Origin of the sequence: Actinophytocola glycyrrhizae (assembly GCF_042653545.1) — a bacterium.
Lineage (GTDB): Bacteria > Actinomycetota > Actinomycetes > Mycobacteriales > Pseudonocardiaceae > Actinophytocola > Actinophytocola glycyrrhizae.
The window spans coordinates 18,818-38,337 of sequence record NZ_JBHSIS010000020.1 but is presented as its reverse complement, the minus strand read 5'-3'; the positions used below and the strand labels follow the sequence as shown (position 1 = coordinate 38,337).

Annotated in this window: 22 protein-coding genes; 8 read left to right on the top strand and 14 right to left on the bottom strand. The window is 70.6% G+C overall.

Annotated features, from left to right (window positions below):
• Nucleotides 1–25: 25 nt before the first annotated feature.
• Both ACFPCV_RS28320 and ACFPCV_RS28315 read left to right on the top strand, forming a co-directional pair.
• Nucleotides 26–784 carry a dioxygenase family protein gene (locus tag ACFPCV_RS28320; RefSeq protein ID WP_378059421.1) on the top strand — a complete coding sequence of 253 codons (759 nt, stop codon included), beginning with the start codon at nt 26–28 and terminating at the stop codon, nt 782–784.
• Between the two features lie 10 nt (nt 785–794).
• Complete coding sequence (locus ACFPCV_RS28315; protein WP_378059420.1) at nt 795–1,433, top strand: VOC family protein; 639 nt, start codon at nt 795–797, stop codon at nt 1,431–1,433.
• A gap of 7 nt (nt 1,434–1,440) precedes the next feature.
• Here ACFPCV_RS28315 and ACFPCV_RS28310 read toward each other — a convergent pair whose 3' ends face one another.
• The 8 genes from ACFPCV_RS28310 to ACFPCV_RS28275 all read right to left on the bottom strand — a co-directional run bounded on the left by ACFPCV_RS28310 (nt 1,441) and on the right by ACFPCV_RS28275 (nt 8,198).
• Nucleotides 1,441–1,962, bottom strand: coding sequence for an adenine phosphoribosyltransferase (locus ACFPCV_RS28310; RefSeq protein ID WP_378059419.1), 522 nt, complete (start codon nt 1,960–1,962; stop codon nt 1,441–1,443).
• Nucleotides 1,959–3,257, bottom strand: a complete 1,299-nt coding sequence (gene secF, locus ACFPCV_RS28305) for a protein translocase subunit SecF (RefSeq protein WP_378059418.1) — start codon at nt 3,255–3,257, stop codon at nt 1,959–1,961. Before secF ends, ACFPCV_RS28310 begins: the two co-directional genes overlap by 4 nt.
• On the bottom strand, nt 3,254–5,104 hold the full coding sequence (gene secD / locus ACFPCV_RS28300; RefSeq protein WP_378059417.1) for a protein translocase subunit SecD: 1,851 nt from the start codon (nt 5,102–5,104) through the stop codon (nt 3,254–3,256). Before secD ends, secF begins: the two co-directional genes overlap by 4 nt.
• A gap of 162 nt (nt 5,105–5,266) precedes the next feature.
• Complete coding sequence (gene yajC, locus ACFPCV_RS28295; RefSeq protein WP_378059416.1) at nt 5,267–5,650, bottom strand: preprotein translocase subunit YajC; 384 nt, start codon at nt 5,648–5,650, stop codon at nt 5,267–5,269.
• Between the two features lie 21 nt (nt 5,651–5,671).
• Complete coding sequence (gene ruvB, locus ACFPCV_RS28290; RefSeq protein WP_378059415.1) at nt 5,672–6,751, bottom strand: Holliday junction branch migration DNA helicase RuvB; 1,080 nt, start codon at nt 6,749–6,751, stop codon at nt 5,672–5,674.
• 21 nt (nt 6,752–6,772) lie between these two features.
• A complete protein-coding gene (ruvA, locus tag ACFPCV_RS28285) occupies nt 6,773–7,369 on the bottom strand; it encodes a Holliday junction branch migration protein RuvA (RefSeq protein ID WP_378059413.1) in 597 nt (198 codons plus the stop codon).
• A complete protein-coding gene (gene ruvC, locus ACFPCV_RS28280; protein ID WP_378060030.1) occupies nt 7,366–7,938 on the bottom strand; it encodes a crossover junction endodeoxyribonuclease RuvC in 573 nt (190 codons plus the stop codon). Before ruvC ends, ruvA begins: the two co-directional genes overlap by 4 nt.
• A 32-nt stretch (nt 7,939–7,970) precedes the next feature.
• Nucleotides 7,971–8,198 carry a hypothetical protein gene (locus ACFPCV_RS28275; RefSeq protein ID WP_378059411.1) on the bottom strand — a complete coding sequence of 76 codons (228 nt, stop codon included), beginning with the start codon at nt 8,196–8,198 and terminating at the stop codon, nt 7,971–7,973.
• Between the two features lie 78 nt (nt 8,199–8,276).
• On the opposite strand from ACFPCV_RS28275, the gene ACFPCV_RS28270 reads away from it, so the two are divergent.
• The 5 genes from ACFPCV_RS28270 (at nt 8,277) to ACFPCV_RS28250 (ending at nt 14,070) form a co-directional block, all read left to right on the top strand.
• The gene (locus tag ACFPCV_RS28270) at nt 8,277–9,287 is read left to right on the top strand and encodes a LacI family DNA-binding transcriptional regulator (protein ID WP_378059410.1); all 1,011 of its coding nucleotides are present in this window, start codon (nt 8,277–8,279) and stop codon (nt 9,285–9,287) included.
• Between the two features lie 157 nt (nt 9,288–9,444).
• Nucleotides 9,445–10,719, top strand: a complete 1,275-nt coding sequence (locus ACFPCV_RS28265) for a sugar ABC transporter substrate-binding protein (protein WP_378059409.1) — start codon at nt 9,445–9,447, stop codon at nt 10,717–10,719.
• Nucleotides 10,712–11,689, top strand: coding sequence for a carbohydrate ABC transporter permease (locus tag ACFPCV_RS28260; protein ID WP_378059408.1), 978 nt, complete (start codon nt 10,712–10,714; stop codon nt 11,687–11,689). Before ACFPCV_RS28265 ends, ACFPCV_RS28260 begins: the two co-directional genes overlap by 8 nt.
• Nucleotides 11,682–12,536 carry a carbohydrate ABC transporter permease gene (locus ACFPCV_RS28255; RefSeq protein ID WP_378059407.1) on the top strand — a complete coding sequence of 285 codons (855 nt, stop codon included), beginning with the start codon at nt 11,682–11,684 and terminating at the stop codon, nt 12,534–12,536. Before ACFPCV_RS28260 ends, ACFPCV_RS28255 begins: the two co-directional genes overlap by 8 nt.
• Before the next feature lie 10 nt (nt 12,537–12,546).
• Nucleotides 12,547–14,070, top strand: a complete 1,524-nt coding sequence (locus ACFPCV_RS28250) for a glucoamylase family protein (protein WP_378059406.1) — start codon at nt 12,547–12,549, stop codon at nt 14,068–14,070.
• 279 nt (nt 14,071–14,349) lie between these two features.
• Here ACFPCV_RS28250 and ACFPCV_RS28245 read toward each other — a convergent pair whose 3' ends face one another.
• Both ACFPCV_RS28245 and ACFPCV_RS28240 read right to left on the bottom strand, forming a co-directional pair.
• A complete protein-coding gene (locus tag ACFPCV_RS28245) occupies nt 14,350–14,796 on the bottom strand; it encodes a GNAT family N-acetyltransferase (protein WP_378059405.1) in 447 nt (148 codons plus the stop codon).
• A gap of 7 nt (nt 14,797–14,803) precedes the next feature.
• Nucleotides 14,804–16,513, bottom strand: coding sequence for a metallophosphoesterase family protein (locus tag ACFPCV_RS28240; RefSeq protein ID WP_378059404.1), 1,710 nt, complete (start codon nt 16,511–16,513; stop codon nt 14,804–14,806).
• Between the two features lie 28 nt (nt 16,514–16,541).
• Between ACFPCV_RS28240 and ACFPCV_RS28235 the strand changes: the two genes are divergently transcribed.
• Nucleotides 16,542–16,991 (top strand): cupin domain-containing protein, encoded by a 450-nt coding sequence (locus ACFPCV_RS28235; protein ID WP_378059403.1) that lies wholly within the window; start codon nt 16,542–16,544, stop codon nt 16,989–16,991.
• 46 nt (nt 16,992–17,037) lie between these two features.
• Here the strand turns inward: ACFPCV_RS28235 and ACFPCV_RS28230 are convergent, their stop codons facing one another.
• The 4 genes from ACFPCV_RS28230 to pdxT all read right to left on the bottom strand — a co-directional run bounded on the left by ACFPCV_RS28230 (nt 17,038) and on the right by pdxT (nt 19,509).
• Nucleotides 17,038–17,517 (bottom strand): GNAT family N-acetyltransferase, encoded by a 480-nt coding sequence (locus tag ACFPCV_RS28230; protein ID WP_378059402.1) that lies wholly within the window; start codon nt 17,515–17,517, stop codon nt 17,038–17,040.
• The gene (locus ACFPCV_RS28225; protein WP_378059401.1) at nt 17,514–18,023 is read right to left on the bottom strand and encodes a DUF4262 domain-containing protein; all 510 of its coding nucleotides are present in this window, start codon (nt 18,021–18,023) and stop codon (nt 17,514–17,516) included. The genes ACFPCV_RS28230 and ACFPCV_RS28225 overlap by 4 nt, the downstream gene beginning before the upstream one ends.
• A 30-nt stretch (nt 18,024–18,053) precedes the next feature.
• Complete coding sequence (locus ACFPCV_RS28220; protein ID WP_378059400.1) at nt 18,054–18,806, bottom strand: YebC/PmpR family DNA-binding transcriptional regulator; 753 nt, start codon at nt 18,804–18,806, stop codon at nt 18,054–18,056.
• 73 nt (nt 18,807–18,879) lie between these two features.
• Nucleotides 18,880–19,509 (bottom strand): pyridoxal 5'-phosphate synthase glutaminase subunit PdxT, encoded by a 630-nt coding sequence (pdxT, locus tag ACFPCV_RS28215; RefSeq protein ID WP_378059399.1) that lies wholly within the window; start codon nt 19,507–19,509, stop codon nt 18,880–18,882.
• Nucleotides 19,510–19,520 lie beyond the last annotated feature (11 nt).

Below are 19,520 nucleotides of genomic sequence, written 5' to 3'. Positions count from 1 at the left end.
AAACTTCAACTTCAGGAGCGCGACCATGTCCATGCCGGTCCTCTACCTCAGTCACGGCGCCCCGCCGCTCGCCGACGACGACCTGTGGACCCGCCAGCTCGCCGGCTGGTCGGCGGAGCTGCCGAGGCCCACCTCGATCCTGATGGTGTCCGCGCACTGGGAGAACGCGCCGCTCACGGTGGGTGCGACGACGACAGTGCCGCTGGTGTACGACTTCTGGGGCTTCCCGCGGCACTACTACGACGTCACGTACGAGGCGCCCGGCGCCCCCGGCCTGGCCGCTTCCGTGCACGCCCTGCTCGGTTCGGTCCACGAGGACCCCGACCGCGGCCTCGACCACGGCGCCTACGTGCCGCTGAAGGAGATGTACCCGGCCGAGGACGTGCCCGTGCTGCAGATGTCGATGCCGTCGCTGGACCCGGAGGAGCTGTTCTCGATCGGGCAGCGGCTGGCCCCGTTGCGCGACGAGGGCGTGCTGATCGTCGGCAGCGGGTTCTTCACCCACAACCTGTCCGGCATGCGGGCCGACGCAGGCGGTGCGGCACCGACGTGGTCGGCGGAGTTCGACCACTGGGGCGCCGAAGCGCTCGCCGCCCGGGACCTCGACGCGCTGCTGGACTTCCAGCACAAGTCCCCCGCCGCGCGGCTGGCCCACCCGCGCACCGAGCACTTCGCGCCGCTGTTCGTGTCCCTTGGCGCGGCCCTCGGCACGACGGAGGCACCGAAGCAGGTCATCGACGGCTACTGGCACGGCCTGGCGAAGCGCTCGATCCAGATCGGCTAACTTTGGCGGCATGACCACCTTGACCGGGCAGCAGATCGCCGGCGAAGGGCTCACGGGGTGGGCCTACCTGCTCGGCGGTCTGCACACCCGCGTCCGGACCGGGGACTTCGCGACCGGTGTCGCACTCCTCGCCGCCATCGGCGCTGCGGCCGAGGAGGCGAACCACCACCCCGACGTCAACCTTCGGCGCGACCACGTCGACCTCCGGCTCACCAGCGACGGCGAGCGCGGGGTCACCGAGAGGGACGTCCGGCTGGCGCGCGCCATCACCTCGCTCGCCGGGGACGCGGGGCTGGCGCCGGAGTCCGCGACCGTGTCCCGGCTCGAACTGGCGCTCGACACCCCGGACCACGCGGCGGTGCTGCCGTTCTGGGCCGCGGTGCTCGCGATGACACCCGGCGACGGGGAGGTCCGCGACCCGGCCGACACCATGCCGGTCGTGTGGTTCCAGGAGTCCGGCAGCGAGGAACCCCGCCAGCGCTGGCACCCCGACGTGTGGGTCGAACCCGCTCAGGTCCGGCCACGCATCGACGCCGCGCTCGCGGCGGGTGGCACGCTGGTCAGCGACGCGGCGGCGCCCAGCTACTGGGTGCTCGCCGACCCGGAAGGCAACCGGGTCTGCCTGTGCACCTGGCAGCAACGCGCCTGACCGCCGGTCAGATGACCCGCAACGCCTGGATCTCCTGACCGCCGACGCGGTCGCGGCCGGACAGGGCCGCCAGCTCCAGGACCACCGACACCACCGACACGGTCGCGCCCGCGCGTTCGATCAGCTCGCACACACCGCCCACGGTGCCGCCGGTCGCCAGCACATCGTCCACGACCGCGACACGGGCACCGGCCGGCAGGACACCGCCCGGCAGTTCCAGCGTCGCCGTGCCGTACTCCAGCGCGTAGTCGACGCGGTCCGCGACCACCGGCAGCTTGCCCGGTTTGCGGATCGGCACGAGCGCGCAGCCACGGGCCACGGCCACCGGGGCACCCAGCAGGAAGCCGCGTGCCTCGACCGCCGCGATGGCGTCCACGTCCGCCGGGAGCCGGGCGGCCATCTCGTCGATGACCGCCCGGAACGCCGGTGCGGACGCGAACAGCGGGTTCAGGTCCCGGAACTGCACCCCTGGCTCGGGGAAGTCCGGGACCGTGCGAACCAGTTCCAGTGCCGCCGCGAGGTCGGTCAACGTCGCCGCTTGCCCGAAGGACGGCCGGGGTGCTTGCCGGTCGGCTTGCCCCTGCGCTGCTGTGCCTCGGCCGACTTCGGGTTGCGGGCCGGGACGCTGCTCGCCGCTGCCATGGCGCGCTCCTGCCTCAGCTCCTCGTCGAGCGCCTCGTCGTCGGTGGCCGGCAGGTCATCGTCGATCTCGGTGACCTGCGCTACCTCAGCCGGGGAGCTGGACGTCTCGCGCTCGGCCGCCTTGCGGGCGAGGTTCTCGCGCCGCGCCCGCACCCGGGCCGCCTGCTGCTGGAACTTCGGCTCCCGCATCTTCAGGTCGACCAGGATCGGCGTGGCCAGCACGATCGACGACAGCACACCGGCGATGATGCCGGTCAGCTGCACCAGTGCCAGGTCCTGCAACGTGCCGACGCCGAGCAGGCCGACGCCGACGACCAGCAGGCCGAGCACCGGAAGCACCGCGATCAGCGACGTGTTGATCGACCGCATCAGCGTCTGGTTCAGCGCCAGGTTCGCCGCCTCCGCGTACGTGCGGCGGGTCAGCCCCAGCAGACCGCGGGTGTTCTCCTTGACCTTGTCGAACACCACCACCGTGTCGTACAGCGAGAAGCCGAGGATCGTCAGCAGACCGATCACGGTCGCCGGGCTCACCTCGAAGCCGACGAGCGAGTACACCCCCGCGGTCACGATGATGTCGTGGAACAGCGCCACGATCGCGGCGACCGCCATCCATCGCTCGAAGTACAGCGCGAGGAAGATCGTCACCAGCACGAGGAACACGAGGAGCGCGATCAACGCCTGCTGCGAGATCTCACCACCCCACGACGCGCTCACCGCGCTGTCGCTGATGGATCGCTCGCTCGGCTCGCCCTGCGCGTTCTCCGGCTGGAACCGGTCGAACAGTGCCGCCTTCAGCGTGGTGACCTGCTCGTTGTCCAGCGCCTCCGACCGGATCTGGATGGTCGCCGCGTCGCCGGTGCCGACCGTCTGCACGGCGGCGGGCTCCAGGTCGAGCGTCTCGGTGAACGCCTCCTCGACCTGGGCGATCGAGATCTCGCCGTTCGCGCCCTGCGCAGGCAGTGAGACCCGGGTGCCGCCGGTGAAGTCGATCCCGAGGTTGAAGCCCCGGAAGACGATCGACGCGAGGCACACGAGGACCACGACGCCGAAGATGACGTAGGCGCGCTTGCGCTTGCCGACGATGTCGAACGCGCCCGTGCCCACGTAGAGCCGTTGGAACACGCCCTCTTTCCCGGCGGGTTTCCCGGCGGGCGCCTGTGTTTCGTTGGCAGCCACCGTCACACCTCCTTCGCGACGGTACGGCCGGCGGCCCGCCGCTCATTCGCCTGGCGCTGCACCGCGCCGAGACCGGACATCTTCGGGCTGGACAGGAACTTGGACCGCGACGAGAGCGCCACCAGCGGGTGGGTCACGAGGAACACCACGATCAGGTCCAGCACGGTCGACATGCCGAGCGTGAACGCGAAGCCGCGGACCTGCCCGACGGCCAGCACGTACAGGACGGCGGCCGCGAGGAACATGACCGCGTCGGCGGACAGGATCGTGCGCCGGGCACGCACCCACGCCCTCGGCACCGCCGACCGGAACGTCCTGCCTTCGCGTATCTCGTCTTTCAGCCGTTCGAAGAACACCACGAACGAGTCCGCGGTGATACCGATCGCGACGATGAAGCCTGCGACGCCCGCGAGGTCGAGGGTGAACCCGATCCACCGGCCGAGCAGCACCAGGAACGCGAACACGATGACCGCGGACAGCGCGAGCGACAGGATCGTGAGCAGGCCGAGCATCCGGTAGTAGAACAGGCAGTAGATGAACACCAGTACCAGACCGATCGCGCCCGCGATCAGACCCGCCTTGAGCGACGCGAGCCCCAGCGTCGCGGACACCGTCTCCGCCTCGGACGAGTCGAACGACAGCGGCAGCGAGCCGTACTTCAGCACGTCGGCGAGGCTCTTGGCCTCCGTGGAGCTGAAGCCGCCCTGGCCGCCGCCGGTGATCTGGGTCTGGCCGGTGATGGCACCCTGGATCTCCGGTGCCGACACGACCTGGGTGTCGAGGACGAACGCGGCCATCTGGCCGACGTGGGCCTCGGTGTAGTCGGCCCAGATCCGGCCGCCTTCGCTCTCGAAGTCCAGCGTGACGACGTAGCCGACGCCCTCCGGGTTGACCGCGGAGCCCGCGTCGGAGATCTGGGTGCCGTGGAGGAACGTCGGGCCGAGGACGTACTTGGCGGTGCCCTCCTGGTCGCAGGCGACCAGCGGCTGGTCCGCGAGGTCGTTGCCGACCAGAGGGTCCGGCTTGGAGCAGTCCAGAGCGGCCATCGCGGCCTGCTGCAGGTTCGGGTCCGGCTGGACGGTGCCGTCCTCGCTGCCCGCGAGCTGCGGCGCCTGGCGGCACGCGCGACCCGACTGGATCAGGCTCGCGGTCGTGACCGAGCTTTCCTTGCCCGAACCGACGTCCTTGTTGTAGGTCGCCACGTCGGCCGCGTACTTGGCGCACGCGCTCAGCGGATCGGCGAGCGCTTCCTCGTCGGTCGGCTGCTCCGCGTCGGAGGCCGGCGGGGCCGTCGGATCCGTGGTGCCCGGCTGGGCCGCTGCGGCCGGGGCGGGCCTGCCCTGCGGCGTGCCCGTGGCCCCGCCCGCGGTCGGCGGGGCGGACGGCTCTGTCGACGGCGCGGACGGCTCGGTGGACTCCCCGTCCGGTGGCGTCGACGGCTCGGTCGGCTCCTCCTGCTGGGGCACCTGGGCAGGCTGCGGCTGGCCGATCACCGCGCGGAACCGGAGCTGAGCGGTCTGGCCGAGGTCCTTGGCCTGCTCACCCTCCTCACCCGGCACGGTGATGATGATGTTGTTACCGTCGAGGACGACTTCGGTGCCGCTGACACCGATGCCGTTGACGCGGTTCTCGATGATCTGCCGGGCCTGGTCGAGGGCCTCACGGCTGGGCGCGTCGCCGGTCTCGGTACGCGCGGTCAGCGTGACCCGGGTGCCGCCCTGCAGGTCGATGCCGAGTTTGGGGGTCGGCTTGTGATCCGGCGTTGCGAACACCAGGCCGTACAGCAGAACCACGATGAACAGGAAGAACGCTAGGTAGCGCCCTGGGCGGATCTGCCCGGAGGGTGAGGCCACGGTCGGTCGGTCTCCTCGAACTACAGGGTCGTCAGGCGTGTCTGTGCCCTGATGTGGTCACAAGACTGCGCCCGCACCCGTTACACGTGTGGGTGAGGGCGCAGCGTACCTCCCGTGACGTGAGGCCGTTGTCAGACGGTCACGTCACGCTCACGCAAGGCGCTATTTCTTGCCGGACTCGAGCTCGGCGTCCTTGACCGCGGGCTCGTTGGTCGCCGCGTCGACGGTCTCGGTCTCGTCGGCCACGTCGGTGTCCTCGAGGTCCTCGACGTCGTCGCTCTCCGCGACCGGGCCGACCTTCTCGCGCACGGCGGCACGCAGCCACTCGGTCTCGACACCAGGGGCGATCTCGAGCGTGATGGTGGCGCTGTCCTCGGCGTCGATCACAGTGCCGTACAGGCCGGAGGTCGTCATCACGCGGTCACCGACAGCGAGCGAGTTCTGCAGCGCCTGCTGCTCCTGCTGTGCCCTGCGCTGGCGCCGGGTCATGAAGTACATCATGACGCCCAGCAGGCCGAACATCAGAAGCAGGGGAAGGATATCCATGTTTGTCCATCCGTGAGTTGCCTACTCTGCGGTGTGCGCAGTGTTGTCCGTGTCACTGTCGAACAGCGTAGGCGGGACCGGGCCAGGAGCGTTAGCCGGGGGCGAAAGCCCCAAATGGGACCACGCCGCCGCGGTGGCGACCCGACCCCTCGGAGTCCTGGCGAGCATGCCCGCCCGCACCAGGTACGGCTCGCACACCTCCTCCACCGTACTTGGCTCCTCGCCCACCGCGACAGCCAGCGTCGACACACCGACCGGCCCGCCGCCGAAGGACCGCACGAGCACGCCGAGCACAGCCCGGTCCAGCCGGTCGAGCCCCTGCTCGTCGACGTCGTAGACCTCGAGCGCGGCACGGGCGATGTCCCTGGTCACGACGCCGTCGGCGCGCACCTCCGCGAAGTCGCGCACGCGGCGCAGCAGGCGGTTGGCGATGCGGGGCGTGCCACGGGAGCGGCCCGCGATCTCCTCGGCGCCGTCGCCGCGCAGGTCGACGCCGAGGATGCCGGCCGAGCGCCGCAGCACCAGGTAGAGGTCGGCGGCCGAGTAGAACTCCATGTGCGCGGTGAAGCCGAACCGGTCCCGCAGCGGCCCGGTCAGCGAGCCGGAGCGGGTGGTGGCGCCGACGAGCGTGAACGGCGCGATCTCGAGCGGGATGCTGGTGGCGCCGGGCCCCTTGCCGACGACCACGTCGACGCGGAAGTCCTCCATCGCGAGGTAGAGCATCTCCTCGGCGGGGCGGGCCATCCGGTGGATCTCGTCGATGAACAACACGTCGCCCTCGACGAGGTTGGACAGCATGGCCGCGAGGTCGCCCGCCCGTTCCAGCGCGGGGCCCGACGTGAGGCGCAGCGAGCTGCCGAGCTCGGCCGCGATGATCATGGCGAGGCTGGTCTTGCCGAGCCCCGGCGGGCCGGACAGCAGCACGTGGTCCGGCGGGACACCGCGCTGGGTCGCGCCCTGCAGGACCAGCTCGAGCTGCTCGCGGACCCGGTGCTGGCCGACGAACTCGGCGAGCCGCTTCGGGCGCAGCGTCGCCTCGTCGTCCCCCGGCAGCGGCTCGGGGGACGCGATCTCTGGCGCGATCTCACCGGGGTCGGTCACGGCTTCATCGTGCACGACCCGCTACCGCTTCCTGCCCAGGGTGGCGAGTGCCCTGCGGAGCACGGTCGGGGTGTCGGAGACGCCGTTCTCCGCGAGCACCGCGTCGACCGCCTGCTCGGCCTGCCTGGCCGCGAACCCGAGCCCGACGAGGGCCTCGACGACACTCCCCCGCACCACACCGTTGCCGGTCGCGACGGTCTCCGCGGTCACGGTTGCGAGCGAGCCGACCTTGTCCCGCAGCTCGATGATGAGACGCTCGGCGCCCTTGCGCCCGATGCCCGGCACCTGCGTGAGCACCGCGACGCTGCCTTCGCCCAGTGCCGCACGCAGCTGGTTCGGGTCGAGCACGGCGAGCGTGGCCATGGCGATGCGCGGACCGATGCCGGACACGGTCTGCAGCAGCCCGAACAGCTCGCGGGACTGCGAGTCGGCGAAACCGAACAGCGTCAGTGAGTCCTCGCGGACGACGAGCGTGGTCTCGAGGACCGCCTCCTCGCCGGTGCGCAGGGTGGCGAGCGTGGCCGGGGTGGCGGTGATCGCGAGGCCGACCCCGCCGACCTCGACCACCACGTGGTCGAGGCTGATCGAGAGCACCGTTCCGCGAACGCGGGAGATCATGTCGTGGTCTTTCTCTTCGAAGCGGCGGCGATGCGTGCCTTGTGGTTGCGGGCCATTTCCGCGGCCCTGGCCTCGGCCTCGGCGAGCCGGTTGCGCATGGGGGCGCGCCAGATGTGGCAGACGGCGATGGCGATGGCGTCCGCAGCGTCGGCGGGCCGGGGCGCCTCACGCAGCCCGAGCAGCTTGGTGATCATGGTCGTGACCTGCGCCTTGTCGGCGCGGCCGGAGCCGGTGACCGCGGCCTTGACCTCCGATGGCGTGTGGAACACGACCGGCAGCCCGCGCCTGGCCGCGGCGAGCGCGACAACGCCGCCTGCCTGGGCAGTGCCCATGGCGGTGCGGACGTTGTACTGGCTGAAGACCCGCTCGACCGCGACCGCGTCGGGGCGGTGGCGGTCGAGCCACTCCTCGACGGCGTCGGACACGGCGAGCAGGCGCACGGCGAGGTCGGCGTCGACCGGGGTGCGCACCACGTCCACCTGGACGCAGGTCACCTTCCTGCCGACCGCCCCGTCGACGACGGCGATCCCGCATCTGGTCAGGCCGGGGTCGACGCCGAGCACGCGCATGGTCTTGCCTGTCGAGAACATCAGTTCGAAGCCTAGGCGACGAGGCCCTGCTCCCCGCGCACCGACACGGCACCGAGCCCGAGCACGCCCGCGCCGGTCCACGCGACGACCGGGTGGCCCGCACCGGCCGTGGCACGCAGCCCGGCGCCCTCACCCGGTTTCCGCTCCCCTTCCACCGCACCGGGGACGGTCAGCGCGGCCGCGACCAGCGCGAGGACGGCCACCGCATAGAACGCCGCCCGCCAGCCGAGGTCCGCCATGTAAGCGCCTTCACTTGACATGCGTGTTAGAACTTCAGACAACGGAAATGTAAGCGCTTCCAATGGCGGAAGGCAGCCATGTCTGGTCGGGAACGGCGGCCGGTCACCATCTACGAGGTGGCCGAACGGGCCGGGGTGTCGATCGCCACCGTTTCCCGTGCGCTGCGGGACTCCGACCTGGTCGCACCGGGCACCCGGCGCCGCGTCCGGCAGGTCGCGGAGGAGCTGCGTTTCCGGCCGAGCCGGGCGGGCCGGGCGCTCGCCGAGGGCCAGCACGCCGCGAACGGGATCGTGTTCCCCGACCTGTCCGGCCCGTACTACGCCGAGGTGGTCCTCGGGTACGAGGAGGTCGTCGCCGAGCTGGGCCGCAGCGTCCTGATCCTCGCCACGAACGGCCGCGCGAAGGCCGAGGACGCGGCGCTCGAGCTGGCCGGCCGCGTCGACGGCATGGTGATCATGGGCCGGACGGTCGGCGACCACGTGGTGGCCCGCATCGCCGACACCGGGCTGCCGCTCGTGCTGCTGGCCCGCCCGCCGGTCGGGCTCGTCGACACCGTCACCGCCGACAACGAGACCAGCGCCCGCGCCATGACCGCGCACCTGCTCGGCCACGGCCACCGGCGTATCGCGTTCCTCGGCGACCCTGCCGAGTCACCGGACGTCGCCGGGCGCTACCAGGGTTTCCGGAAGGCGCTGACCGACGGCGGGTTCCCGGTCCCGGCCGCCACGCCGTGCGCGTTCGACGTCCGGTCCGGCCACGCGGCGGCGAAGGACGTGCTGCGCACCCGCCCCGACGCGGTCGTGTGCGCCAACGACGAGGTGGCGCTCGGCGCGTTGCGCGCCGCGGAGGACCTGGGGCTGTCCGTGCCCGGCGACCTGGCGCTGACCGGCTGGGACGACATCATGGCCGCCGGCTACGCGCGCCTGACCACCGTGCGGCAGCCGATGCGCGAGCTCGGCGCGACCGCCGCGCGGTGGCTCGACCAGCGGATCGGCGGCACCACGACCACGGCACGCCACGAGGTGCTGCCGACCCGGCTGGTGATCCGCACCAGCTGCGGACCCCACGACCCCGGAGGTAGGGGATGACACCGTCAAGTCGCCGCGTTGCCTTGCACCCCGAGCCGCGTGGCTCCCAACCGCGCCCAAGGGGAACGGGACGCGGTCCGGCCACCGACACGTGCCGAACTGGACGATGCCGGCTCAACGCAACCACAAGTGTTGATTTCGGGGAGGCGGACGAGTCATGACACCCCGAGCCAGCAGGCGAACTGTGCTGCTCGCCGCGCTCACCGCGGCCGCGCTCGTCGCGTCGGCGTGCGGGCGGGACAGCGGGGACGCGGGTGCACAGCAGGGCGAGGAGGTCTCCGGCGGCAAGGCGTCCGGCCAGATCACGGTGTGGGCCATGGGCACCGAGGGCGAGAAGCTGTCGGTGCTCGCCGACGACTTCATGAAGGAGAACCCGGACGCGGAGGTCACGGTCACGCCGGTGCCGTGGGACGGCGCGCACAACAAGCTCGCGGCCGCGATCGCGGGCCAGGAGACACCCGACGTGACGATGCTCGGCACCACGTGGGTCGGCGAGTTCGCGAAGACCGGCGCGCTGGACGTGGTGCCACCGGACTTCGTGTCCGAGGGCGACTTCTTCCCCGGCGCGTGGGAGACCGGCGTCGTGGACGGCACCTCCTACAGCGTCCCCTGGTACGTCGAGACCCGGCTGTTGTACGTGAACAAGGCGGTCGCCGCGAAGGCCGGGATCACCGAGGCACCCAGGACGTGGGACGACCTGAAGCAGGCCGTCAGGGACATGCAGGCCAAGGGCGGCGCCAAGTGGGGCACCTACCTGCAGCCCGGGCAGATGGGCGCGTGGCAGACCGTGATGCCGTTCGTGTGGCAGAACGGCGGCGACATCCACGACGGTTCCCAGTTCACGCTGGACAGCCCGCAGGTCGTCGAGGCACTCGAGTACTACCGGTCGTTCTACGACGATGGACTGTCCACGAAGGACCGGCTGCGGGAGGGCGAGACCGAGCCGAAGGTCCTGTCCGGTGAGATCGCGTCGTTCGTGTCCGGCCCGTGGCACATCGGGCTGCTGAACGAACTGGGTGGCGAGGGCAAGTACGACCTGTGGCCGATGCCGAGCGGTCCCGGGGACCACACCTCGTTCATCGGCGGCAGCAACCTGTCGGTGTTCGAGAACGCGGACAACCGGGACGCCGCATGGAAGTTCGTCTCGTACCTGATGCGGCCGGACGTGCAGGTCAAGTGGTACCGGACCGTCTCGGACCTGCCGTCGGTGCAGGCCGCGTGGGACGACGAGACGCTCGCGGGCGACCCGCAGCTGAAGGTGTTCGGCGACCAGCTCGACAAGGCCAAGGCGCCGCCGTCGATCCCGACGTGGGAGCAGATCGCGGCCGGGGTGGACACCGAGCTGGAGAAGGTCGCCAAGGGCGCGTCGTCGCCGGCCGACGCGGCGAAGGCCATGCAGTCCCAGGCGACGTCGATCGGCACCGGTGACTGACGTGCCGGGCGTCCGGGACCGCACCGTCGCGCCGGGCCCGGCCGCGGCGGTCGCGGTCGCGCCTGGCCCGCGCAGGCCCGCGCGGGCCGGGCGCACCAACCGCACGCTGGCGGGCTGGGGTTTCGCGCTGCCGTTCGCGGTGCTGTTCCTCGTGTTCACCGCGGGCCCGGTGGTGGCCTCGCTCGTGATGAGCGTGACCGACCTGCGCAGCGCGGACCTGCTCGACCCGTTCGGCGTGAACGTCGTCGGGCTGGACAACTACGTCCGGCTGTTCGGCGACGAGAAGTTCCTGACCGCGGCCGGCAACACGGCGGTGTTCGTGGTGGTCGGTGTGCCGCTCACGATGGCGCTGTCACTGCTCGTCGCGCTCGGCCTCAACTCCGGGCTCGTGCGGTTCCGGACGCTGTTGCGGGTCGGCTACTACCTGCCGGTCGTCACCAGCATCGTGGCGATCTCGGTGGTGTGGCGGTTCGTCCTGCAGCCCGACACCGGGCTGCTCAACGAGATCCTGGGGTTCTTCGGCATCGCAGGGCCCAACTGGCTCGGCAACGAGACGTTCGCGCTGCCGACGCTGATCGTGATGGGGGCATGGCGCAACCTCGGGTTCGGCATGGTGATCTTCCTGGCCGGGCTGCAGGCCATCCCGAAGGACCTGTACGAGGCGGCCACGGTCGACGGCGCGCGGCGGTTCGCGCGGTTCCGGTACCTGACGCTGCCGCTGCTGCGGCCCACCATGCTGTTCGTCGCGGTGATCACCACGATCGGCTATGTGCAGTTCTTCGAGGAGCCGTTCGTGATGACGCAGGGCGGCCCGCTCGACTCGACGCTGTCGATGGCCTACGCGACCTACAACCAGTTCGGGTTCGGCAACTACGGCTACGCGTCGGCCATGGGCTACGTGCTGTTCGTGATCGTGGTGCTGCTGTCCATCGTCTGGTTCAAGCTGCTGAGGAACAACGTCGATGACTGAGCGATCGACGACCGGGCGGCTCCGTTCGCGCGACCGGATCGCCAAGGCGGTGCTGTACCTGCTGCTGTTCGGCGGGCTCGTGCTCGTCGTCGGCCCGTTCGTGTGGATGCTGCTGTCCTCGTTCAAACCGGAGGGCGAGATCCGCGCCGACCCGCCGACGTGGTGGCCGCACGACCCGACGTTCGCGAACTACGGCACCCTGTTCGACCGGCTCGACTTCCCGACGTACTTCACGAACTCGGCGGTCGTCGCGGTGGTCACCACGGTCGGCAACCTGCTGTTCTGCTCCGCGGCGGGCTACGCGCTCGCGAAGCTCCCGTTCGCGGGCAGGAAGTTGCTGTTCGGCATCGTGCTCGGCACGCTGATGGTGCCGGGCATCGTCACGATGGTGCCGCTGTTCGTGCTGTCGTCGAACCTGGGCCTGGTCAACACACTGGCCGGGCTGATCCTCCCCTACCTGGCGCAGGCGTTCGGCGTGTTCCTGATGCGCCAGTTCATCCTGTCCATCCCCGACGACCTCCTGGAGGCGGCCCGCATCGACGCGGCGAGCGAGCTGCGGATCTTCTGGCAGATCGTGCTGCCACTGTGCCGCCCCGCGCTCGCCACGCTCGGCATCCTCACGTTCCTGGGCTCCTGGAACAACTTCCTGTGGCCGCTCGTGGCGGCGACCGGGGAGGAGACCTACACCCTGCCGGTCGCACTCGCGCTGTACGCGATCGGCCAGAACCGGACCGAGTACGACCTGCTGCTGGCAGGCGCGGTGGTGGTCGTGCTGCCGGTGCTCATCGTTTTCATCCTGCTGCAACGTCATTTCGTCCGAGGAATCGCGACGACCGGACTGAAGTAGAGGTGCCCGCATGTCCCGATTACGACTGGCTGGTGTCGCCGTGCTCACGGCCGCGCTGCTGACCCCGCTCGCACCCGCCACGGCGGCGGCCGCTCCCCACCTCTCGCTCGTGCGGGACACGTGGCGGTCGTTCGAGGCGATGACCGTGCCGGAGACGGGCATGCCCGCCGACAACATCGGCGGCGACCTCGACCCGGCCACCCGCGCGGAGTACACGTCGCCGACGAACATCGGCTCGTACCTGTGGTCGGCGATCGTCGCCGAGGACCTCGGGGTGATCTCGCGGCGGGACCTGGTGTCGCGCACCAGGACCACGCTGTCCTCGCTGGCGCACCTACGGCGGCACCCGGCGTCCGGCCAGTTCTACAACTGGTACGACCCGGTGACGCTGGAGCGGCTGACCACGTGGCCCGAGGACGGGTCGGTCGTGTACCCGTTCGCGTCCAGTGTGGACAACGCGTGGCTCGCCGCCGCGCTGATGGTGGTGCGCAACGCGGTGCCCGAGGTGCGGGCGCAGGCGCGGGAACTCCTCGCGCCCATGGACTTCTCGTTCTTCTACGACCCGCAGGGCCGCGGCCCGGACGTCCCGGCCGGGTTGATGCGGGGCGGGTTCTGGGACACGCCGCCGCCACAGTGCTCGCTGGAGGGCAACTACACCGGCGAGGGACCGAACGTCCACTACACCTGCCACACCTACGGCTCGTTCGCCTCGGAGACCCGGATGATCTCCTACGTCGCGATCGCGCTGGGGCAGGTGCCGCCCGCGCACTACTTCGCGCCGTGGCGGACGTTCCCCGACACGTGTGACTGGGACTGGCAGGAGCAGAAGCCCTCCGGCGAGTTCGTGGACTACCTCGGTGTGCCGGTGTTCGAGGGCAACTACACCTACCGGGGGCTGAGGTTCGTGCCGACGTGGGGCGGTGACATGTTCGAGGCACTGATGCCGGACATGTTCGTGCCAGAGGTCCGCTGGGGCGGGGACTCGTGGGCGCGGCAGCACCCGGTGTACGTGCGCGGCCAGATCGAGCACGGCCTGCACGACGCGAAGTACGGGTACTGGGGCTTCTCGCCGTCGTCCAACCCCGACGGGGGGTACCGCGAGTACGGCGTGGACGTCATGGGTCTCGACGGGCCGGGGTACACGAGCGACCAGGAGAAGACGTCGGTGGACGTCGGCTTCGAGGGCTGCCGTGCGGCGCAGCCACCGCCGGCGGAGTACGGCGACGGGGTCGTGACCCCGCACGCGGTGGTGCTGGCGCTGCCCTACCAGCCCCGTGCCGCGCTGACCGAACTGGCGAAGCTGCGCCGCGACTTCGACGCCTACGGCCCCGGCGGCTACTACGACGCGATCGCCGTGCGCAGCGGCAAGGTCGCCAAGCGGTACCTCGCCCTCGACCAGGGAATGATCATGGGTGCGCTCGGCAACCTGCTCGGCGGCGACATCCTGCGTGCCGCCTTCACCAAGGGCGGCGCGGAACGACACCTGCGTCCGGTCATGGCGATGGAGGAGTTCAACCTCCCCCGCCGCCAGTGACCCGGGGGCCGGGGCGGGTGGGCACCCCCTCACCCATCCGCCCCGGCCGTTCCCAGCCCCGGTAACGCGGCCATAGTCTGAAGTGAGCCTGGCGCAGCTCCCGGCGGGACATCCGCAGGGGGGCCAAATGTCGTGAAGCGCCTTCGACGGCATCGCAGACGCCGTCAAGTGCCTTTCACAGCACCAAGCCAGGGCGCCACGCGCCGGCGAAGCCGGGCCCCTGCCCACCCGACCCGATGGTGGGGCAAGCCAACCACAACACCCGGACGACAAGCCGCCTCACGCGTTGCGCGGGGTCCACTCCATGGCCATTCGCGGACCCTCGACGCGCACGACTTCGAACCCGAGGCGGGCATAGAGGCTCTGTGCGGGGTTGCTGACGAAGACGCTGAGCCGGACCGGAACGCCGCGCCGTTGAGCAGCCAGAAGGATGTCCCGTAACAGCCGGGTGCCAATGCCACGCCCCTGCGCCTCGGGGAGCAGCGCGATCTCGTCGACGAAGTCGCACTCAGTCCTGTGGATGACACACACGTAGCCGACGTGCCGACCGCTCTCCTCGACCACGGCGAATGGCAGCTCGGCGAACTCCTTGTCAGCGGCTACGCGCTGGTCGGCCTCATCCCATCCCACCGTCTGTTCGACGTATGCCCGCAGGGCCGCTCGCCTCACCGCGAAGAGGAACTCCCGATCCCCGCGCAGAGCGGGCCGAACCCGAAGGTTCCTCACCCACGGCTCATTTACGGGTCGTCCCTTGGTGGCGCGGCACCTTGATCGGCGCTTCGATCAGTTCCACCTTCAGTGGTTCGGCCGGGCGCAGCCACGGGTCGGTGGGTGCGCCGCCGGGGTCGGCGATCCACTCGCGGCCCACGCGGGGCAGCTTCACCGGGTAGATCGTCAGCGTGCCGTCCGCGCCGACGTGCATGCGGAGGAAACCCTTGTGGTCCTCGATGCTCTGGCCCGCCATCACCTCGTTGAGGTTGATCCCGAACCGGCTCACGACGAGCAGGTAAAGGGCCACCACCTCGGCGTCGACGAAACCGATCACCACCGGGGTGCCGACCGCGACGATCAGGAAGATCAGCCAGTCCGCGGCCACCCCGTCGGGGAGCGCCGGGTACAGCGCGCGGACCACCAGTGCCCAGCCCACGCTCAGCGCCAGGTGCGCCACCGCGTGCACGACACCGGCCAGCACACTTCTCTTGCTCGAGGTCGGCACGTCGAACCGCGCGAACGCGACACCGGCCAGCACCAGCACCACGGCGGCGAGCACCGCGGGCGACCACGCCGCCAGCAGTCCGAACACGCCGTCCCGGACGGCGGACTCTGCGAGCCCGTACAGGACGGCCGCGGTGGCGACGAGTTGCGCGATGCCGGTCAGGCCCCAGAACCCCGGGTTGCGCCACGGCAGTCTCATGATGCCCGCCGCGAGCCTGCCGGAGTGTTCCGGGTAGCGGGCGGCGAGTTCGAAGGTGCTGGGCGGGGACGGTTCCCGGACCCGTGACTTCTCCCCCGGCAGGTCGAGTGTCGGCGGCAGCCTGCTGGTGGACGCGAGGTAGGCGCCGCCGAGACCGGAGGTGATCTTCTGCCCGGTGCCGCCGCGTTCGGTGTACCGGACGTAGTGGTGCTTGTCGCCGGTCAGCATGACGCGGACGGACGCGCCGGAAGGCCGGACCACCTCGCGCTGGAAGAACTCGATGGTGTCGTAGCCCTTGGCCCTGCCGCCGCACCCGGCCTGCACCCACGCGGGGGTCGGGGTGCACAGGATGACCGCGTCGCCTTCCCGCAGCTGCGCGGACGCGTCGCGGAAGTACTCGAGCTGCGGCGCGTCCACGTAGTCGTCGAACTGGGTGTCGATGGCGTACAGCCACCAGTTCTGCGGCAGCCGCACCGCGAAGTAGCTGCGGGTCTGCTCGGTGTTCCAGCCGCCGAAAGGCCGCCGCTGCGCGAAGACGCGGAGGAACGAGGTGAGTCCGTCGTACCAGTCGTGGTTGCCGGGCAGGGCGAACAGCGTCGGCGGGTCCTCCGGCGCGACGGGAAGCGCGGCGCGGTAGACCCCCTTGCTGCGGTCCTCGTAGGCGTTGGTGGACGCGGCCGGGTAGACCTGGTCGCCGCCCATGACGAGCAGGCTGCCACGGGGTTTCGGCCCGTCGAGGTCCAGTGCCGGCGCGGCCAGCAGCGAGGCTACCGAGTAGGTGGCGTCGAACCCGTCCCCGAGATCGGCTACGAAGTCCAGCCACAGCTCGTCGCCGGCGCCGTGGTCGTACACCTGAGCCGGGAGACCGCCCTGGAGTTCGCGTTTGTCCGCGTACGACCCGAAGATCTCGGCGACCAGCGACTGCGCGCCCGTGGTGACCAGGACTCTCGGAGCCAGCCAGCGGACCGCCTTCCGGGGCCGGAAACCAAGCTGCTCCTCTGACATGTCGTGTGGACGCGGTCGTGCCATTCGTTCAGGGTGGAGCATGATCGTGGGTATGTCCACGCCCCGGGAGATCGCGTCGCTGCTCGGCCTCGAACCGCTGCCCATCGAAGGCGGGCAGTTCGCGCAGAGTTGGCGGTCCGGCACCGTGTCCGCCATCTACTACCTGCTCGCGGACCCGGAGTTCTCTGCGGTGCACCGGCTCGACCGCACCGAGATCTTCACGTTTCACGCGGGCGCGCCGACCCGGATGTTGTTGCTGTCACCGGATGGCACGGCACGCACCGAGGTGCTGGGCACGGACCTCGCGGCAGGGCAACGGCCGCAGGTGGTCGTGCCACCCGGCACGTGGCAGGCAGCGGAAACGCTCGGCGCGTGGACGTTGATGGGGTGCGTGGTGGTGCCGCCCTACACCGACGACTGCGTCGAGTTCGGTGACGCGGCCGACCTCGTGGCCGAGTACCCCGGGCACGCCGAGGACATCCGCCGGTTGTGCCGCGGGTGAACCCGCGCGCTGGGAGTACGCGACGCCGCACCGCCGCCGACGGCGATCAACTACGGACCTTCTCCAGCACGACCAGCGCGACACCGACGGCGTCCGTGGTGTCGGCGACGACCTCGTAGCCCGCCTTGCGGTACAGGCGCAGGCTGGCCTCGCTGTCGGCGCCGGTGACCAGCCAGAAGGTGCGGACCTCGGTGGGCGCGGCCGCCTCGACCGCCGACAGGAGCGCACTGCCGATCCCCTGCCCCTGCAGGTCCGGCGCGACGGAGAACCGTGCGACCTCCATGCGGTCGCCGTCGACACGGCCGCGGACCGAACCGGCGAGCCGGGTGCCGGTCCAGGCGCCGAACGCCGGCACCCCCGACATCAGGTCGCCGCGCAGTTCGTCGAGGGTCTCGGTGAGCGGCGGGATGCGGGGCGCGTCGTAGTGCTGCGCCTCGGTGACGTACGCGGCGCGCTGGACGGTCAGCGCCTCACCGGCGTGCGCCGCGGCGAGCGGTCCGATGTGGATGGCAGGCGCGTCGTTCATGGCCCGTCGACGCCCGGTGTCCAGCTCTCCGGGGCGTGGCTTGCGGTCAGCAGCGGCTGCCACCGGTCGAAACCGGCGGGCGCGTCGGGCTCCCACGGCCACTGGTCGTCCGGGGTGGCGGTGATCAGCTGGACCGCGTCGAAGTCGCCATCGGGGTGGAGGAGGAAGACGCTGCCGAAGTACGTGTAGTAGTGGCCCTTGCTGACCTTCTCGACCGTGACGAGCACGCCTTCGAGCAGGTCGTCCCACACCGAGCCGGGGACGAACTGCTCGCCATGGCCCGCGCGGCGCACGTAGTTCCGCACTAGCAGCTCGCCCCCGCCGGGAGGCAGCCCGATCGTCACCGCCTCCGGCACGTGGAACCGCCGCCACGCACCGACCGAGAACGTGTACGGCGGATGCTTGTCGTCGCCCGCCACCTCCACGATCGCGGCACCCTGCGCGTTGGACTGCGCGATGAACTGGTCGCGCAGCTGCCGGTGCTCGGCGGTCAGGTGGTCACTCATGCCACCCGCCGCCACCGCGTCACGTGGGTGCTACGCATCAACCTCGGCCATGACGTCGTCGGAGATGTCGAAGTTCGCGTAGACGTTCTGCACGTCGTCGCTGTCCTCGAGCGCGTCGATCAGCCGGAACACCTTGCGCGCGCCGTCCGCGTCGAGCGGGACGCTGACCGAGGGCAGGAAGCTCGCGTCCGCCGACTCGTAGTCGTAGCCCGCGTCCTGCAGCGCCTTGCGCACCGCGACCAGATCGGTGGCCTCGGACACGACCTCGAAGCTCTCGCCGAGGTCGTTGACCTCCTCGGCACCGGCCTCGAGGACGGCCATGAGCACGTCGTCCTCCGACAGGTCGTTCTTCGGCAGGAGCACGACGCCCTTGCGGTTGAACAGGTACGCCACCGAGCCAGGGTCGGCCATGTTGCCGCCGTTGCGGGTCATCGCGGTGCGGACCTCGCTCGCGGCGCGGTTGCGGTTGTCGGTGAGACACTCGATCAGCACGGCGACGCCGTTGGGGCCGTAGCCCTCGTACATGATCGTCTGCCAGTCGGCGCCGCCCGCCTCCTCGCCACCGCCGCGCTTGCGGGCACGTTCGATGTTGTCCTGCGGGACCGAGTTCTTCTTCGCCTTCTGGATGGCGTCGAACAGCGTCGGGTTGCCGTCCGGGTCACCGCCACCGGTACGGGCCGCGACCTCGATGTTCTTGATCAGCTTGGCGAAGAGCTTGCCCCGCTTGGCATCGAGTGCGGCCTTCTTGTGCTTCGTCGTCGCCCATTTTGAGTGGCCGCTCACGATCGCTCCTCGCAGGCTCCGAGCGACCGCTCGCGGACGCCCTGTGTTGATTGGTTCGCTCCGCAAGCTCCGCTCACGATCTACCCTCCACCATCTCGACAAACAGCCTGTGTACGCGCGTGTCCCCAGTCAGCTCCGGGTGGAACGCCGTGGCCAGCACGGATCCCTGCCGGACCGCGACGATCCTACCGGCGGCCGCCGCACCGCCGGGGACCTGCGGGTCGTCACTCACCCGCGCGAGCACCTCGACCGCAGGCGACGCCGACTCGACCCACGGTGCGCGGATGAACACCGCGTGCACCGGGCCGCCGCCCACGCCGTCAAAGTCGAGGTCCTCCTCGAACGAGTCGACCTGCCGCCCGAAGGCGTTGCGCCGGACGATCATGTCCAGCCCGCCGAGCTGGTGCTGGTCCTCGCGACCGTCGAGCACCTTGTTCGCGAGCAGGATCATGCCCGCGCACGAACCATACGCGGGCATGCCGGCCGCGAGACGCGCACGCAGTGGGGTCAGGAGCTCGAAGATGTCGAGCAGGCGCGACATGGTCGTCGACTCGCCACCCGGCAGGACCAGTCCGTCCACTTCGGACAGCTCGGCCGGCCTGCGGACGGCCGTGGCACGCGCACCGCTCTGCTCGAGCGCGGCGAGGTGCTCGCGCACGTCTCCCTGCAACGCGAGGACACCGATCAGCGGACCAGCGGACACCTGTTGACCTC